We start from the raw sequence: 14884 nt of genomic DNA, 5'->3' as shown, positions 1-14884 counted from the left end.
ACTTGCATGACCCTTATCCGACGCGCCATTGCCGGCGCAGTCCTGGCGCTTACCGTCGCCACATCCGCCCAGGCTCTCGGGCAGAAACCCTTCATCAGTACGCAGCGCCCTGCAGCAGCCAGTTTCACGCTGGCGGAGAACGGCCGCGCCGCCACGATCTTTGTCGATGGCGCCGACCACGCGGGCGTGCTGCGTGCTGCGGCCAGCCTGCAGGGCGATATCGAACGCGTAACGGGCAAGCGCCCCGCACTGGAACGCGGCGCGCCCAAGGGCAGCGACGTGGTTATCGTCGGCACGCTGGGCAAGAGCGCGCTGATCGACGGCCTGGTGGCGGCGGGCAAGCTGGATACGTCCGCGATCAAGGGCAAGTGGGAGGGTTGGCAGGTGCAGACCGTTGCCAACCCGATGCCGGGTGTGGAGCGTGCGCTGGTGGTCGCTGGCAGCGACAAGCGCGGCACGATCTACGGCATCTACGAAATCTCCGAACAGATTGGCGTATCGCCCTGGTACTGGTGGGCGGACGTGCCGGTCAGGCAGAGCAAGTCCCTCTACGTTTCGGCCGCACAGGCGGTCAGCGATGCGCCGGTGGTGCAGTACCGAGGCATCTTCCTGAACGACGAAGCGCCTGCGCTGACGGGCTGGGTGAAGGAAAAATACGGCGGCTACAAGCACGGCTTCTATGAAAAGGTGTTTGAGCTGATCCTGCGCCTGCGCGGCAATTACCTGTGGCCGGCAATGTGGGATGCCGCCTTCTACGACGACGATCCGCTCAACGGCAAGCTGGCGGACGAGTATGGCGTGGTGATGGGCACCTCCCACCATGAGCCGATGACGCGCGCCCAGCGCGAATGGGCGCGCCACGGCAAGGGGCCGTGGGACTACCACCGCAACGAGGCGGTGCTGAAGGACTTCTGGAAGACGGCCGTGGACCAGCGCAAGGACCTGGATAAGGTCGTCACGATCGGCATGCGCGGCGATGGCGATGAGCCGATGTCCGAAGAGTCGAATGTGGCGCTGCTGCAGAAGATCGTGGCCGACCAGCGCGCCATGCTGTCGCCCGGCACCACGCAACTGTGGGCGCTGTACAAGGAAGTGCAGGACTATTACGAGAAGGGCATGCGCGTGCCGGACGACGTGCTGCTGCTATGGTGCGACGACAACTGGGGCAATATCCGCCGCCTGCCGACGGCCGAGGAGCGCAAGCGTCCCGGTGGCGCGGGCGTGTACTACCACTTCGACTACGTGGGCGGCCCGCGTTCCTACAAATGGGTCAACGTCACCCCGCTGCCGAAGATCTGGGAGCAGATGCACCTGGCCTGGCAGTACAAGGCGGACCGCATGTGGATCGTCAACGTGGGCGACTTGAAGCCGATGGAAGTGCCGATCGAGTTCTTCCTGGCCTACGCCTGGAACCCGTCTGCCTGGCCGGCCGAGCGCCTGCCGGAATACCTGAAGCTGTGGGCCGCACGCGAGTTTGGCGCCCAGCATGCGGACGAAATCGCCGACCTGGTTGCCAAATATGTGAAGTACAACGGCCGCCGCAAGCCGGAGCAGGTGGAGCCTTCGACCTATAGCCTGGTCAACTACAACGAGTCGGCGCGCGTGGTGGGCGAGTACAAGGCTTTGGCCGCACGCGCCGAGAAGGTGTATGCCTCGCTGCCGGCGTCGCAGAAGGACGCCTTCTTCCAGCTGGTGCTGTATCCGGTCAAGGCTGGTTCTGTGGTGAATGAGCTGTATGCGACGGCGGGCCTGAACAAGCTGTATGCGGTGCAGGGCCGCTCGTCGACCAATGCCCTGGCGGCGCGTGCGCGCGAGCTGTTCGCGCAGGACGAGGCGCTGGTGGCGCAGTATCACGCGCTGGGCGGCGGCAAGTGGAACCATATGATGTCGCAGGCTCACCTGGGCTATACCTACTGGAACCAGCCGACGGTGAATGTGATGCCGCCGGTGTCCGAAGTGCGGCTGCTCAAGGGCAGCGATATGGGTGTGGCCGTTGAAGGCAATGAGTATGCGTGGCCGTACTGGCAGGTGAATGAGCTGAAGGTGCCGGCGCTGGATGGCTACGAGCGCAAGGCGCGCTTCTTTGATGTGTTTAATCGCGGGCAGAAGCCGTTTGCTTTCACCGTTACGTCGGACCAGCCGTGGGTTGTGCTGAGCAAGACGTCCGGCACGGTGGACCGCGAGGAGCGCATCACGGTGGATGTGCGCTGGGCCGATGTGCCGGCAGGTGCGACGACTGCCACGCTGACCGTCAGTGGGCCGAATGGGCAGAAGATGCCGGTGCGCGTGCCGGTGGTGCATGCCGGCGCGGCGGCGCCGCACGGGTTCGTGGAAACGGGCGGTGTGGTGTCGATGGAGGCCGCGCACTATACGCGCGCCGTGGCGCCGCAGGGACGCAGCTGGTTGACCATTCCGGACCACGGCCGCACGCTGTCCGCTGTGGCCGCGATGCCGGTGCTGGCGGCGGCGGCAACGCCGGGTGGCGATGGCATGCGCCTGGAGTATGAGGTGAATCTGGAGAAGGCTGGTGCGGTTACCGTGCACGCCACGCTGGCGCCGACTTTGAAGTTCCAGCCGGGTTCCGGCTTGCGCTATGCCGTGTCGATCGATGATGAGGCGCCGCAGATCGTGAACGTGCATGCGGATGAGTCGCAGCAGTTCTGGGAGAAGGCGGTGTCGGATGGGGCGGTTGTGTTCAAGACCAAACATGCTGTTGCCGGGCCGGGCAAGCATGTGCTCAAGTTCTGGGCCGTGGATCCGGGGGTGGTGTTGCAGAAGGTGGTTATCGATGCGGGTGGGTTGAAACCGAGTTATCTCGGTCCCGAAGAAAGCCCGCGCCTGTAACTGCGCATGCACGGCGGGGCTCGGCGCCCCCATATGATCCGCCCTACACGTCCCGTTTAGGCGCCCATCGCGGCGTGTTCGGACGCACGTCGTGCGCACATCGGGGCGCGAGGTGCGGAAAATTATCGAGGTGCGTAGGGCGGATCATTGATCCGCCGTGCTCGCGCGCCGCGAACGCCTGAACGCGGCGGCCGGCTCAAACCCGCTGTGGCATGGCGCGCAGCGCGTCGGCGATCGCGCCGCGCAGCGGCTTGGCGCGGAGTTGAGCGTCGTAGGGAGTAGGCCGCATCGGCAGCCCGTCGGTGCGCGGCGCTTCATCCCAGGTCAGCAGCCAGCTGTGATCGTCCGACATCCCCCACAGCAGGAAATCACGCAAGCGGGGATAACTGAGCGTCACATCCAGATAATCGCGCGCCAAAGCAGCCACGCCCGCATCGCGCCTGGCGATATCGCCCGGCAGCTTGCGGTCGTTCACGTCGAACTCCGTAATCAGCAAATCCAGCCCCATCCCCGTGACTTCGTCCAAAAACTTGCGCCACTCGCGCAGGTCGTTGGACGCATTGCGCGAACTGTCCCAGGAACCGATGTGGCTCTGGATGCCCAGCGCCTGCACGGGCGCATTGCGCTTCTTCAGGTCCTGCAGCAGTTTCAGCACGCCGGCGCGATGTTTGGCGCTCCCTTCGTCCCAGCGCATGTAGTCGTTGTAGACCAGATGCGCGGTCGGCGCATGCTCGCGCGCCAGCTGGAAAGTCAGGTCGATCTGCTCGACGGCGCCCAGGCGCTCGGTGAACACATTCACCCGGTTCAGGCCAGTTTCCGGATCCACGGCTTCGTTGACGACGTCCCAGCTATAGATGCCGCGGCCGAAATGGTCGCACACCTTGCCCACGTGATCGCGCAGCAGCCGCTCGGCTTCGCGCGCCGGATTGGCGCCGAAATCATGCTTGTTGACCCAGTCCGGCAGCCATTTGGCTGGCTGCCACACCAGCGTGTGGCCGCGCACCTGCATGCCCTGCGAGCGCGCCCAGGCGAACATTTCGTCCGCCTTCTCAAACTGGTAGTCGCCGGGACGGGGCTCCAAAGCCTGCCATTTCGTCTCATTTTCCGCGACGATCACGTTGCACTCGCGCGCCATCAGCGCCAGGTAGTCCGGTGTGCGGTGACGGTAGCCGAGCGCATTCCCGAAGCGCATGCCCTTGCGGGAGGCGATGGATTTCAGCGATTCTTCCTGCGCGAAGGGCGTAATTGGCATGGCCGCAACAGCGGCGGCGCCGGCCAGCAGCTGCAGCGAGCGGCGGCGGTTTGTGTTCATCAAAGTCTCCTATTGGATTTAGTTGTGAAGTTACGCTAACATAGATTGACTTCCAAAAGATTGCGCAACCAAAAATATTCCCCCTGGAGACACAATGAGAATCATGCTGCGGGCATTGCTGCCCTTGTTGTTGGTATTGCTCGGCCTTGCCCCTGGCGCCGCGTCGGCCGAGGATGGCTATGACCTGTGGCTGCGCTATCGGCCCCTGGATTCGGCGGCCCGGGCGAAGCTTGCACCTCAGACGCGCAGCATTGTTGTCGCCGCACCTCAGTCGGCGACGGTGAATGCAGCTGTCGACGAATTGCAACGTGGCCTGGCCGGCATGCTCGGCAAGGCGCCCGCCACCACCGCGTCCGCGGCCGGGCAGCCGGCGGACGGCGCCATCGTCCTCGCCCTGAAGGATGCAGCGCTGCGCGCAGGCGTCAAGGCGCAGGATCTGGAAGCGCTGGGAACCGAGGGCTACCTGTTGCGGGCAACGCGCGGGCAGGGGCGCAAATCGACGATCATCGCCGCCAACACGGACATCGGCCTGCTGTATGGCGCCTTCGCCTGGCTGCGCGCCGCCCGCACCGGCCAGCAAATGGACGCCCTGAACGAACAAAGCAAGCCAAAGCTGCAGCTGCGCGTGCTGAACCACTGGGACAACCTGGACCGCACCGTGGAACGCGGTTACGCCGGCGAATCGATCTGGCATTGGTGGGACCTGCCGGAAGTCACCGACCAGCGCTATACCGACTACGCCCGCGCCAACGCCTCGCTGGGCATCAATGGCACGGTGCTGAACAACGTCAACTCGAAAAAGGAAATCCTGACCTCGCCCTGGATCGAGAAAGTCGCCGCCGTCGCGAACCAGCTGCGTCCTTACGGCATCAAGGTCTACCTGTCCGCACGCTTCTCCACCCCGCTGGAGCTGAAGGAAACGCAGAGCGCCGATCCGCTCGATCCGCAAGTGGCCGCCTGGTGGAAAGCCAAGGCCGACGAAATCTACAAGGCCATTCCCGACTTCGGCGGCTTCCTCGTAAAAGCGAACTCCGAAGGCCAGCCCGGCCCGCAGGACTATCACCGCACCCACGCCGACGGCGCCAATATGCTGGCCGCCGCCGTCGCGCCGCACAAGGGCATCGTGATGTGGCGCGCCTTCGTCTACGCTGCCGAAAAGCCTGACGACCGCGCCAAGCAGGCCTATGGCGAATTCAAGCCGCTGGACGGCAAGTTTGCACGGAACGTGCTGGTGCAGGTAAAGAACGGCGCCATCGATTTCCAGCCGCGCGAGCCTTTCCATCCGCTGTTCGGCGCGATGGACAAAACGCCCCTGATGATGGAATTCCAGATCACCAAGGAATACCTGGGCTACTCCACGCACTTGGCTTACCTCGGCGCCATGTACGAGGAAACGCTGCAGTCCGATACGAAGCAGAAGGGCAAGGGCCCGACCGTCGCCGATGCGCTGGAAGACGCGGGCCACCTCACCGGCATGGCCGGCGTGGCCAATATCGGCAGCTCGCGCAACTGGAGCGGCTCGCATTTCGACCAGGCGAACTGGTATGCGTTCGGCCGCCTGGCCTGGGACCCGCAAGCGTCCAGCAAGGCCATCGCCCGCGAATGGGCGCAGCAAACCTTCGCGCCGCAGGCCGCTGATGACATCGTGCAGATCATGATGATGTCGCGCGAAGCCGTTGTCGATTACATGTCGCCACTGGGCCTGCACCACGTGATGGGCACCGGCCACCATCACGGCCCGGCGCCGTGGGTGGACAACCTGGGCCGCCCGGACTGGAACCCCGTCTACTATCACAAGGCTGACAAGAACGGCATCGGCTTCGACCGCACCGCCACCGGCAGCAATGCGCTGGCCCAGTACGCGCCGGAAATCGCGCGCCAGTATGCCGATCCGCGCACCACGCCGCTGGCCGACCTGCTGTGGTTCCACCACCTGCCGTGGGATTACAAGATGCCGTCCGGCCGCACGCTGTGGACCGAGCTGGTTGCGCATTACGACCATGGCGTGGCCCAGGTGGCGGACATGCAGCAGCGCTGGCAGAAACTGAAGCCGCTGGTTGACCAGCAGCGCTACGAGGAAACTGCGCAGCGCCTGGCGCGCCAGCTGAAGGAAGCGCAATGGTGGCGCGATGCGTCGATTGCCTATTTCCAGTCGGTGAACGGGCTGCCGCTGCCGGCCGGTGTGAAAGCGCCGCCGCAGACGCTGGAATACTACAAGTCGCTGCAGTTCCCTTATGCACCGGGCCACGGTTAATTAACGCTGTGGTAGAGTCCCGATTGTTATAACAATTTCCAAAACTGCAGGAAGATGACCAGAAAACAGGTGAAGCCGGAAGTGGAGCCAGCCGCAAAGCCGGGAGCGCCGACGATGTCGGATGTCGCCAAGCTGGCAGGGGTGTCGCCGATGACGGTGTCGCGCGTGATGAACGGCGACCCGAATGTGCGCGCGAGCACGCGCAAGAAAGTGGACGAAGCGGTAGCGGCGCTGAATTATGTGCCGAACCAGGCGGCGCGCCGCCTGGCGGGCGTGCGGCCGATCCGCATTGGGTTCTTGTACAGCAATCCGTCCGCCGGGTACCTGACTGAGTTCCTGGTCGGCCTGCTGAACCAGGCCAGCTTGAACAATGTGCAGCTGGTGGTGGAGAAGTGCGAGGGCGAGCAGTGGAAGGACATGACCCAGCGCCTGATCGATAACGGTGCGGACGGCATCATCCTGCCGCCGCCCCTGTGCGATGTGCAGGGCCTGATCGATCTGATCGCCAAATCCGACACGCCCGCAGTGGCCGTGGCCTGTGGCTTGCCGGACAAGCGTGTGAGCGCCGTCAGCATTGACGACTACCAGGCTGCCTATGCCATGACCAACCACCTGATCTCGCTGGGGCACCAGCGCATCGGCTTCGTCATCGGCAATCCGAACCAGACCGCATCGGCGCGCCGCCTGGAAGGCTTCAAGGCGGCAATCAAGGACCGCTCCGTCAATACGCCGCCCGAGTTGTTCGTGCAGGGCATGTTTACCTATCGTTCCGGCCTCGACGCGGCGGAGTCCCTGCTGAGCCTGGAGCAGCGCCCCACCGCTATCTTTGCCAGCAACGACGATATGGCGGCCGCAACGGTCGCTATCGCCCACCGCATGGGTCTCGATGTGCCTGGTGACCTGACCGTCGCCGGCTTCGACGATACCGCGCTGGCCACCACGATCTGGCCGGAGCTGACTACTGTGCGTCAGCCGATTTCAGACATGGCTGAGACGGCGGTCAAATTCCTCGTGCGCCAGATCCGCGCCGAGCGCGAGGGAGCGCCGGAGGATCCGGAGCATCTGCTGGTCGATTTCTCGCTGATCCGCCGCCAGTCGGATGCAGCGCCGCGCACGCGGCCTTCCAGCAAGGTCTTCAAGGGCTGACGCCTTCCTAAAAACCCACGGCGTGACCCTGGTGCCTGCCACATCGTGGCAGGCACCTGTTTTAGGCCGTGGGTTTTAGGAAGCAGGTCATGCTAAGATTTGGTCTATGATCGCCTCAGCCCTGTTTACCCCCGCCCAGCAAAAGCTGCTGGGCTTGCTGTTTGTGCGCGTGAATGAGGGGTTCCACCTCAATGAAATCATGCGCCTTACCGGGCTGGGCAGCGCGTCGGCCCAGCGCGAGCTGAAGCGCCTGCATGAATCGGGACTCATCGTCTCCGAACGCATTGGCAACGTGCGTCAATTCCGTCCCAACAAGAACAACCTGGTGTATGACGAACTGGCCAGCATCGTCAAGAAAACCTTTGGCCTGGTCAGCGTGCTGAACTCGGCGCTGGCGCCCATGCGCCGTCAGCTCAACGTGGCTTTCGTGTACGGCGCCACGGCGCGCGAGGCGGAGGACTCGACCAATGCGATCGAGTTGCTGCTGATCGGCGAGAACACCACCTATGGCGAGCTGCTGAGCCGCCTGCCGGTCGCCGAGCGCATCCTGCGCCGCAAGATTTATCCGAACCTGTATTCCGTGCCCGACTTCAAGCGCCGCCTGCGCGAGCAGCAAGCCTTCATCATGAATATGCTGCAGGACCGCAAGGTCTTCGTGCTGGGCGACGAAACCGATCTCGATAACATCATCAAAGAAACCCAGACGGAGGATGACGATGGAAGCGACGGCCAAGAGGTTTCAAAGTTTTAAAGAGTTCTATCCCTTCTACCTGAACGAGCACCGCAATGCGACCTGTCGCCGCCTGCATTTCATCGGCTCGACTATCGTGCTGGTGCTGATCGCAACGGCCTTGTTCACGCAGCAGTGGTCCTTGCTGTGGCTGCTGCCCGTGGTCGGCTACGGCTTCGCCTGGGTCGGCCATTTCTTCTTCGAGCACAACCGCCCGGCCACCTTCAAGTATCCCTTATTCAGCCTGATGGGCGACTGGGTGATGTTCCGCGACATGCTCACGGGGCGCATCGCCTGGTAGCGCATCCGGCGGCAGCAGGATGGAAATGCGGGTGTAGCTGCCCAGCTCCGATTCGCAGCGGATCTGGCCGCCGAAGGCCGTGACCACGCGCTGGCAGAACGCCAGCCCCATGCCCGTGCCCACCCGGCGCGTCGTGTAGAACGGGTCGAACACGTGGGGCAGCACGTCCGGTGCGATGCCCTGGCCGGTGTCTGTTACCACCAGCCAGTTCCAGTGCTCGCGGCAGAAGCAGTCGATTTCCACCGAGCCGCGGCGCGCTGCCTGCACCGCCAGCAGGGCGTTTTTCAGCAGGTTGTACAGCACGTACATCAGCAGCACGTCCGAGCCGTGGAAGCGGTAGTCGGCGTGCACGGTAACGCTGACGCGATCGCGCTCGGCGCCGCTGAACGGGTAGCAGGCCATGGCTTCGGTCACGCACGCGCGGATCGAATGGGGGCGGAAGCTTTCGCCCTGAAACACGCCGTCGCGCGCAGCGGCCAGCAGCATGTCCACCACCAGATTCGAGCGCTGGACTTCGGCATCGATGCTGCGCGCAATTTCGCTCAGTTGCTTGAGCTGAGCGTCACCGAGCGGCGACTCGCGCGTGGGTTGGTAGCCTCGGATCAGCTCCGGCAGGCTGCGCGCCAGCACGCGAGCCTGGCCACGAATGGAGGCCAGCGGCGTGCGCATTTCATGGGCGATGGTGGCTGCGGCGGCCATCGGATCGGCCAGCAGGTTGTGGCGCACCATGGCTTGCGCGATCAGACCCAGGCTGGCGGCGATGAAGATCACACCGGGCGGGTAGAAGGACAGGCCATAGTTGCACAAATAGTCAATCGCGGCGGCGAAGTAGATCAGCACGCTCAGCAGGCAGTAGCGCAGCCGCGCCCTCTCGGTCGACACAGCCAGTTGCAGCCGCTGATACAGCAGCCATAGCCCACGTCCGATTACCAGCATAGTCTGCAGCAAATGCAGTGGATGCAGTGAGCCGGCGCGCGGATAGAAGCCGTAGAAGTAGCGGTTCAGCCCGTTGACGACCCAGTCCGACAGCGGCAGTAGCAAACCCAGCAAGAAGGCCAGGGCATAGCTGGTGTAGACCCAGCGTCGGTCGGCCCTGGCGCCCGTGAGCTCGGTGATGAAGTGGTAGAGCGTTGTCGGCAGGAAGAGGATGAACAGATAGCCCAGCTGGGCAATCGCCAGCGCTGTGCTTTCATCGCGCATCTGGAACAACAGCGCCCAGGCGGCCTGCCAATTGAAGGTCAGCACGCAGACCAGGAAAAAGGTCAGCGAAACACGGCTGGGTCCGCGTGAGCTCAGCACGTAAATGCCGTAGCCGATGAACAGGGCGGAAACGAGGGCTGGCAGGATCGAATACATCAATAAGCTTGACGGAGATCTAAGTAATTACATGTTATGGCTGGATTTCTACCAAGTATTGATCTTTCTCAACAGTGCGCCGTGCCAATACGCAATAAGTGCAAGCTTCGACCAGTAATTCAGCTGGCGAACACCACTTTCCACGGAGAAAAACCATGTTTATGCACGCCACAGTTGCCAATGATTCCGCCATCGTCGCCGACCTGACCTTTCACCATCAGTTGTCGATCTACCTGAAGGATTCAAACGCCTATGGCAATACCTATTTCGCGCGCTATTTCGAATGGCAGGGGATTTGCCGCGAAAAGTGGTTTTACGAGTGCATTTCGCGCGACATGCTGCAAAAAGAGGGCGTGTTCATTACCAAACACGCGGAGCAGGATTATCTGCAGGAGACGTTCCCGTTCCAGGATGTTCGCTGCGAGGTAAATACTCTTGACGTGAGGCGCTGCTCGTTCTGGCTGGAGTTCCGCTTTTATTCGGAGGGACATCCGGTGTCCGTGGGGCGGCAGCAGATTGTGTTTGCCAACCACCAGAAGCAGATTACGGCTTTGCCGGAAATTGTGATCAAGCGTATTAAACGCTATGAAATGATGAAGTGATTAGAACCCAAGGCATGAATCAGGTGTCTGCCACATCGTGGCAGACATCAGTTTTACGCCGTGGGTTTTATTTGCGCGTGGACGCAATCCACGCATCCACCTTCTGCTCCAGCAAAGCCAGCGGCACGGTGCCATCGCCCAGCACAATGGCATGGAACTTCGGCAAGCTGAACTTGTCGCCGAGGGCTTGCTCGGCGCGGCGGCGCAGTTCCTGGATCTTCAGTGCGCCGACCTTGTAGGCCAGCGCCTGTCCCGGCCAGGCCATATAGCGCTCGGTCTCGGTCTTGGCGCCCTGGTCGTAGCCCAGCGTGTCCTTCATGTACTGGATGGACTGTTCGCGGGTCCAGCCCTTGGCGTGCATGCCGGTGTCGACCACCAGGCGCGTGGCGCGCAGCAGCTCGTCGTTCAGGTGGCCGAAGTACTGGGCCGGATCGTCGAACAGGCCCATTTCCTTGCCCAGGGTTTCGGCGTACAGCGCCCAGCCTTCGGTGAAGGCCGTGTTGCCGCCCAGCTTGCGGAACTTCGGCATGTCCAGCTCCTGCATCAGGGCGATGTGGAAATGGTGGCCTGGCTTGCCTTCATGCAGGAACAGCGTGTTCATGCCGGTGGATGCGTACTTGCTCGGATCGGTCACCACGGACCAGAACACGCCAGGGCGCGTGCCATCCAGCGCCGGCGCCGTGTAGTGGTCGGACGCGGTATCGCGGCTCAGCTCAGGCTCCAGGCGCAGGTCCAGCTTCGCTTTCGGGACCAGGGTGAACATGGCTGGCAGCTTGGAGTCCAGCAATGTGTTCAGCTTTTCGTACACGGCCTGGACTTCGCCTTCCGTCTTGAAGGGGAAGAACTTCGGCTGCTGCGCCACCCAGCCCGGCAGCCCGGCCGGCGGACCGTCATAGCCCAGCTTCGGACCCAGCTTGGCGAATTCACCCTGGATGCGGGCGACTTCTTCCAGGCCGATCTTGTGGATCTGCTCCGGCGTCATCTGGGTGGTGGTCGAATCCGATACGCGCACCTGATACCAGGCGGCGCCGTTGGTCAGGGCGGACAGGCCGGTGCTGGTGCGGCACGACGGGATGTATTCGTTTTCAAGGAAAGCCGCCAGCCTGGTCAGCGCGGGATTCAGCTTGTTGGCGATAGTGCTGTGATAGTCGGCGGACAGGCGCTTCTTGTCTTCCTCGCTGAAGGTGGCCGGGAACTTGGTCACCGGCGCGTAGAAGATGCTGTTCTCGGGCGCTTCGCTGACCAGCTTCTGGAACTGGGGCAGGGCGGACACCATGATCGCTTTCGGCTGCACGATGCCCTTGGCCATGCCTTCCTTCATATTGGCGATGGCCTGGTCGATCCACGCGGGCAGCTGGTTCATACGGCTCAGGTAAGCCTCGTACTGCGGCACATTCGTCAGCGGCTGCGAGGCTTCGCCGCTGGAGAAGTTCGCCAGCGTGACGGGGATGCTGTCCATCTGGTTAATCGGCAGCAGGTGTTCGGGGAAGGGCTCGTAGGACAGCAGGGTCTTCAGCTCGAAGGTCAGCACGTCATAGCTGATGCGGTCGGACCGGTTCAACTGGGCGCGCGGGATTGCGTGCAGGCGCTTGCTGAAGGCGCGGTAGCGGTCGAACTGCTTGGCGCGCTCGGCGGGGCTGATGGCCATGCCGATCTGGTCGTCGAAGCGATTGTCGCCGTTCTGCGTAGCGTCCACCGGATTGAACTTGGCGACAGCGTCCCAGTACTCATCGGCCAGTGCCAGGAAATGCTTGCGCGCTTGCGGCTCGCTTTTGGCGGGCGCTTTTTCAACAGAAGCCGGCTTGGTGGCCGGCGTTGCCGCCTGGGCGGGTGCCCAGGCCAGCAGCACGGCGGCTGCCAGCACGCCGAGGGTAATGCGTTGCTTCATCTTTTTGTTCCTTGGAAAGAAGAAGCGACAAGGATACGCGATCAGCGCCCGGCGGAACAGTCCGGGACTGCTGGCATAATGTTGCGAGGAGGATATATCGGATGCGGAAGAATGTGATGACCGCCGTGCTGGCGCTGGCCTGCGGCGCCGTCCAGGCGGACGTGAGCGTGGTCGGCGTGCTGAAGGAGAAAGCGCTGCTGTCGGTGGATGGCGGGCCGGGCAAGGTCTATCCGGTCGGCGCCACGCTGCCCGACGGCAGCAGGCTGGTGGCCGTGAGCGGCAACGGCGTCACGCTGGAAGAGAATGGCAAGCGCTATTCCGTCCAGCTAGGGCAGTTCGCCAACGCGGCGCCGTCGATGGGCGCGCCCAAGCTGGTGTTCTATGCAGACCCGAACGGGCACTACGTGGTGCCGGGTGAGATCAATGGCGTTCTCACGCGCATGATGATCGACACCGGCGCCACCACGGTCGCCATCCCAGGCTATGAAGCCAAACGCATGGGCATCGATTACCGCCTGAAAGGCACGCGCGCCTTCGTGCAGACTGCGGGCGGCAAGCAGGAGGCCTGGGTGGTGAAGGTGGACCGGCTGAAGATCAGCGATGTGGAAGTGAACAATATCGAAGCGATGGTCATAGAAGACGGGCTGCCGATTATCCTGCTCGGCAATAACTTCCTCAACCGCTTTGAGATGCGCCGCGACGGCACCACGATGACGCTGTCGCGGAAAAATTAAAAACCAAAGGCGTAACCCTGGTGGCTGCCACATCGTGGCAGCCACCTGCTTCTGCCGTGGGTTTTAAATCAAGCCAACCGCGTCTCGTAGAGAGCAGCCACAACATCCGACTGAGTAACAATCCCCGCAAAGCGATTTTCATTGTCGACAATCGGAATATGGTGGAAACCCGAATCCGCCATCAGCGGCACCAGTTCGGTGATCGGCGTATCGACCTTGGCCGTGCGCGGATGCTTGACCATGATTTGTCCCACCACCTCCGGCTTTTCCGAATGCGTCGTGCCGCTGGGGCGCAGGAAATGCGTGAGGCGCTCGCGCATGCTGGTGTAGGCCTCGTCCAGCTGGCCGTGCTTGAGGAAGTCGCCCTGGGTGACAAGCCCGATCACGCGCCGCGCGCGGTTCAGCACAGGCAGCGCGGAAATGTGGTGGGCGCGGATTTCCTTCCAGGCCTGGGCCAGCGGCGTTGCGAAATCGGCGGTGACCACATCCTTCGACATGATGTCGCCGCAGGTGATCACGCCGAAGCGGCGCTGGTATGCGCGCATTTCCGTCTTCAGGAACAGCTCTTCCAGGTCATCGCGGCTGATGTCCAGCACCTGGTTGTACTGCTTCAGCACCGCATCCAGGTCCTCGGGACGGAAGCCCATCCGCATGGTCGGCACTTCATCTCTCGTCGCGTGCGGATTCGGATGCGCCAGCACTTGCGCGTGCGGATAGCGCTTGCCCGTCAGGTTGTTGTAGATGACGCCGGCCAGCACCAGCAGCACGCCGTTGATGGCGACCGGTCCGAGCGCGAAGCCGAAGCCAAGGGAATGAATGGCCGGTCCGCCAATCACGGTCGTCAGCGCCACGGCGCCGCCGGGCGGATGCAGGCAGCGCAGCGCGAACATCGCACCAATCGCCGCGGCGGCCGCTGCAGCGCCCACATACGGATCGGTGCCCAGCAATTTCACGCACGCCGCGCCGGCCAGACCGGAAATGACGTTGCCGCCCACCACGGCCCACGGCTGGGCCATCGGACTGGCGGGCAGCGCAAACACCAGCACCGATGAGGCGCCGATTGGCGCGACCAGCCAGATGGCCTGGTTGCCCAGCAGGTAGTGCGCACACAGCGCGGTGATCAAAAGCCCAATCAGCGCGCCGCCGCAGGCGCGCATCCGTTCAACAGGGCTGGTCGTGTTTTTTACGGGCAGGAGGGATTTCCACATCCCATGATTATCACACGCCTGTTGCCACCAAGTGCAACGGTAACGCCGTCGAATACTTGATTTGTTCCATTGAGAACGCAGAGGAAACGCCTGTCAGGTTAGCGACTTTGATTAACTTTTTGTAAAAGCGATCGTAGCCCTCGATATCCGTCGTCACGACCTTTAACAAATAGTCGACATCGCCGCTCATGCGGTGGAATTCCTGCACTTCGGGCAGGGCGATCACGCCGGCCGCAAATTTCGCCAGCCACTTCTCGTCGTGCTGGCTGGTGCGCACGCTGACGAACACCGTCACCGGCAGGCCCGCCTTGCGCCGGTTGATGATGGCCACGCGGCGGTCGATATAGCCGTCCTCTTCCAGCCGCTTCAGGCGCTTCCAGCACGGCGTGGAGGACAAACCTACCTTCTCGGCCAACTCGGCCACGGACAGCGTGCCATCCACCTGCAGGGCGCCCAGGATGGCGTAGTCAAAACGATCAAGTTCATTCATTCTTATTTTGGAGAAAAAG

The 14884-nt window shown here is 62.8% G+C and carries 12 protein-coding genes; 7 read left to right on the top strand and 5 right to left on the bottom strand.

What is annotated here, in order from left to right; genetic code table 11:
• Nucleotides 1-6: 6 nt before the first annotated feature.
• On the top strand, nt 7-2844 hold the full coding sequence (locus ACHMW6_RS32625) for a glycosyl hydrolase 115 family protein (protein WP_395403388.1): 2838 nt from the start codon (nt 7-9) through the stop codon (nt 2842-2844).
• A 196-nt stretch (nt 2845-3040) separates the two neighbouring features.
• On the opposite strand, the gene ACHMW6_RS32620 is transcribed toward ACHMW6_RS32625, so the two are convergent.
• Complete coding sequence (locus ACHMW6_RS32620) at nt 3041-4156, bottom strand: endo-1,4-beta-xylanase (RefSeq protein WP_395403386.1); 1116 nt, start codon at nt 4154-4156, stop codon at nt 3041-3043.
• Between the two features lie 94 nt (nt 4157-4250).
• On the opposite strand from ACHMW6_RS32620, the gene ACHMW6_RS32615 reads away from it, so the two are divergent.
• From ACHMW6_RS32615 to ACHMW6_RS32600, 4 genes are all read left to right on the top strand, one after another.
• The gene (locus ACHMW6_RS32615) at nt 4251-6410 is read left to right on the top strand and encodes an alpha-glucuronidase family glycosyl hydrolase (protein ID WP_395403384.1); all 2160 of its coding nucleotides are present in this window, start codon (nt 4251-4253) and stop codon (nt 6408-6410) included.
• Nucleotides 6411-6464: 54 nt separating this feature from the next.
• A complete protein-coding gene (locus ACHMW6_RS32610; RefSeq protein WP_395403382.1) occupies nt 6465-7556 on the top strand; it encodes a LacI family DNA-binding transcriptional regulator in 1092 nt (363 codons plus the stop codon).
• A 106-nt stretch (nt 7557-7662) separates the two neighbouring features.
• A complete protein-coding gene (locus tag ACHMW6_RS32605) occupies nt 7663-8307 on the top strand; it encodes an ArsR family transcriptional regulator (protein WP_395403380.1) in 645 nt (214 codons plus the stop codon).
• On the top strand, nt 8267-8587 hold the full coding sequence (locus ACHMW6_RS32600) for an Mpo1-like protein (RefSeq protein WP_395403378.1): 321 nt from the start codon (nt 8267-8269) through the stop codon (nt 8585-8587). Before ACHMW6_RS32605 ends, ACHMW6_RS32600 begins: the two co-directional genes overlap by 41 nt.
• Here ACHMW6_RS32600 and ACHMW6_RS32595 read toward each other — a convergent pair.
• Nucleotides 8522-9943: an ATP-binding protein gene (locus ACHMW6_RS32595; protein WP_395403376.1), complete on the bottom strand. Its 1422-nt coding sequence runs from the start codon at nt 9941-9943 to the stop codon at nt 8522-8524. The genes ACHMW6_RS32600 and ACHMW6_RS32595 overlap by 66 nt on opposite strands.
• A gap of 155 nt (nt 9944-10098) precedes the next feature.
• Between ACHMW6_RS32595 and ACHMW6_RS32590 the strand changes: the two genes are divergently transcribed.
• Nucleotides 10099-10545: an acyl-CoA thioesterase gene (locus tag ACHMW6_RS32590; RefSeq protein WP_395403374.1), complete on the top strand. Its 447-nt coding sequence runs from the start codon at nt 10099-10101 to the stop codon at nt 10543-10545.
• Nucleotides 10546-10612: 67 nt separating this feature from the next.
• Here the strand turns inward: ACHMW6_RS32590 and ACHMW6_RS32585 are convergent, their stop codons facing one another.
• Nucleotides 10613-12433: a DUF885 domain-containing protein gene (locus tag ACHMW6_RS32585; protein ID WP_395403372.1), complete on the bottom strand. Its 1821-nt coding sequence runs from the start codon at nt 12431-12433 to the stop codon at nt 10613-10615.
• A 101-nt stretch (nt 12434-12534) separates the two neighbouring features.
• Here ACHMW6_RS32585 and ACHMW6_RS32580 point away from each other — a divergent pair, with 101 nt between their 5' ends.
• Entirely contained in the window at nt 12535-13167 is a 633-nt protein-coding gene (locus ACHMW6_RS32580) for a TIGR02281 family clan AA aspartic protease (protein ID WP_395403370.1), read from the top strand.
• Between the two features lie 68 nt (nt 13168-13235).
• Here ACHMW6_RS32580 and ACHMW6_RS32575 read toward each other — a convergent pair whose 3' ends face one another.
• Together ACHMW6_RS32575 and ACHMW6_RS32570 are read right to left on the bottom strand one after the other, a co-directional pair.
• Complete coding sequence (locus ACHMW6_RS32575) at nt 13236-14375, bottom strand: HPP family protein (RefSeq protein WP_395403368.1); 1140 nt, start codon at nt 14373-14375, stop codon at nt 13236-13238.
• Nucleotides 14376-14385: 10 nt separating this feature from the next.
• Complete coding sequence (locus ACHMW6_RS32570) at nt 14386-14865, bottom strand: Lrp/AsnC family transcriptional regulator (protein WP_395403366.1); 480 nt, start codon at nt 14863-14865, stop codon at nt 14386-14388.
• Nucleotides 14866-14884: the final 19 nt, after the last annotated feature.

It is taken from the genome of Pseudoduganella sp. UC29_106, assembly GCF_044055365.1.
GTDB lineage: Bacteria > Pseudomonadota > Gammaproteobacteria > Burkholderiales > Burkholderiaceae_D > Rugamonas.
Note: the sequence above shows the minus strand (reverse complement) of the source record. Positions and strands in the feature narration are given on the sequence as shown.

Coding starts and splice junctions, on each gene's coding strand:
- ACHMW6_RS32620 (WP_395403386.1), bottom strand. CDS start 4,156: ATGAACACAAACCGCCGCCGCTCGCTGCAGCTGCTGGCCGGCGCCGCC.
- ACHMW6_RS32570 (WP_395403366.1), bottom strand. CDS start 14,865: ATGAATGAACTTGATCGTTTTGACTACGCCATCCTGGGCGCCCTGCAG.
- ACHMW6_RS32585 (WP_395403372.1), bottom strand. CDS start 12,433: ATGAAGCAACGCATTACCCTCGGCGTGCTGGCAGCCGCCGTGCTGCTG.
- ACHMW6_RS32600 (WP_395403378.1), top strand. CDS start 8,267: ATGACGATGGAAGCGACGGCCAAGAGGTTTCAAAGTTTTAAAGAGTTC.
- ACHMW6_RS32595 (WP_395403376.1), bottom strand. CDS start 9,943: ATGTATTCGATCCTGCCAGCCCTCGTTTCCGCCCTGTTCATCGGCTAC.
- ACHMW6_RS32605 (WP_395403380.1), top strand. CDS start 7,663: ATGATCGCCTCAGCCCTGTTTACCCCCGCCCAGCAAAAGCTGCTGGGC.
- ACHMW6_RS32625 (WP_395403388.1), top strand. CDS start 7: ATGACCCTTATCCGACGCGCCATTGCCGGCGCAGTCCTGGCGCTTACC.
- ACHMW6_RS32580 (WP_395403370.1), top strand. CDS start 12,535: ATGCGGAAGAATGTGATGACCGCCGTGCTGGCGCTGGCCTGCGGCGCC.
- ACHMW6_RS32615 (WP_395403384.1), top strand. CDS start 4,251: ATGAGAATCATGCTGCGGGCATTGCTGCCCTTGTTGTTGGTATTGCTC.
- ACHMW6_RS32610 (WP_395403382.1), top strand. CDS start 6,465: ATGACCAGAAAACAGGTGAAGCCGGAAGTGGAGCCAGCCGCAAAGCCG.
- ACHMW6_RS32575 (WP_395403368.1), bottom strand. CDS start 14,375: ATGTGGAAATCCCTCCTGCCCGTAAAAAACACGACCAGCCCTGTTGAA.
- ACHMW6_RS32590 (WP_395403374.1), top strand. CDS start 10,099: ATGTTTATGCACGCCACAGTTGCCAATGATTCCGCCATCGTCGCCGAC.